General features: G+C 39.3%; 1 protein-coding gene. It reads left to right on the top strand.

The features are described from left to right. The first annotated feature begins 273 nt into the window (after positions 1-273). Positions 274-1641, top strand: a complete 1368-nt coding sequence (locus CDG79_RS40380; RefSeq protein WP_223278677.1) for an IS4 family transposase — start codon at positions 274-276, stop codon at positions 1639-1641. Positions 1642-1675 lie beyond the last annotated feature (34 nt).

Genomic DNA, 1675 nt, shown 5'->3' with positions numbered 1-1675 from the left:
GAATGGCACTAAGAAAAGCTCTAAGCTATGCGGAATAGGCACTACAGATTTTAAAGCTATTGAACAGTGAAGGTTCAGGGATGGGATAGGCAATTGTCCTTGATGTAATACTGCGATCGCCATTGAGAAGAGTGGGTACGCCATCGCTGTGCCTGACAAAGACAGTGGAGTTAGATGTACTGATTGTCCAAAAAATTTTTTTAGGTAGGAAAAGCTTACTCGTTCATGAAATACTTTCCTTGATACGAGCAAGCCAACATCATAAATACTACTGTGACACTACGAGTACAAATTCTCAAGGATAAATTTAGTCAAAGTTTGGGACTACCGTTTAAAGAACTATTACCAGAGTCTGTGATAAGACTTGCAATCTCAGAGCTAAAAATTAAATACAAAAAGCGGTTATTTGACCCATTAATAACTTTATGGGCATTTTTATCACAAGTGCTGGATACTGATAAAACTTGTAATAATGCTGTGAGTAAAATAATTGCACATCTAGCTGGTGAAGAAGTAGAAGTCCCTTCAACAGATACGAGTGGTTACTGCCAAGCTAGGGCGAGACTTCCAGAGAAATTATTAGAAAAACTTTTCAATTCCTCGGCACAAAACCTAGAAGCGAAAGTGACCCAAGAACATTTATGGTGTGGTCGTAATGTAAAAGTAATAGATGGTTCAACTGTCTCCATGCCAGATACCGTAGAGAACCAAAAACAATACCCTCAACCTAGTACCCAAAAAGAGGGATGTGGATTTCCAATTGCCAAAATTGGAGTGATATTCAGTTTGGCGACAGGAGCCGCCGTTGCTTTGTGCATAGACGTTTTGAACACTCATGATATTAAACTAGCTCGGAGGTTGTACAGTTTTCTCAAACCAAATGATGTACTTTTAGGAGATAGAGCCTTTTGTGCTTATGCCGATATGGTTTCTATTGCCAAGCTTGGTTGTGATGCTGTGTTTCGTAAGCATCAATCTCGGACAACAACTATGCGAAAAGGTAAAATTGTTGGCGATTGTGACAAGTTGGTTACTTGGTATAAACCTAAAAGATGCTCAAAAGGGTTGAGCAAAGATGAATTTGATGCTCTACCTCCTTCCATAACTGTACGGGAAGTTTACTATTACATTGTTATCCCTGGTTTTCGCACTCAACAAATCAGCTTAATTACTACTCTTTTAGATAAATCTTCTTATTCTACTCTTGAAATTGTTGGTCTTTACGGTAAACGTTGGGATGTTGAGCTAGATTTAAGACATATAAAAACTACCTTGGGTATGGATGTTCTACGATGTAAAACACCTTCAATGGTACGTAAAGAAATTTTCGTTTTTTTGCTGGCTTACAATTTACTTCGTAGTTTGATGTGGTCGGCTGGAACTACTTACACCACTCCTCCATTACGCCTATCGTTGCAAGGTACTCGCCACCATTTAATTAACTTTATTCCCAAATTATCAGCTGCTTCTGATCAAAGACGTTTTCGACTTTATCACACTTTGCTAAAAGTTATTGCTCATAAGACTGTTCCAGAACGCCCAGGTCGTAATGAACCACGAGTCCGTAAACGTCGCCCAAAAATTTACCCCTTGATGACGAAACCCCGGCATGAATTACGCAAGCAATTGCAAACTGCTTAAACCGCAAGGGTTTCGGCTTTTCTTAGTGCCATTC

It is taken from the genome of Nostoc sp. 'Peltigera membranacea cyanobiont' 232, assembly GCF_002245985.1.
In the GTDB taxonomy this organism is placed as follows: domain Bacteria; phylum Cyanobacteriota; class Cyanobacteriia; order Cyanobacteriales; family Nostocaceae; genus Nostoc.
Note: the sequence above shows the minus strand (reverse complement) of the source record. Positions and strands in the feature narration are given on the sequence as shown.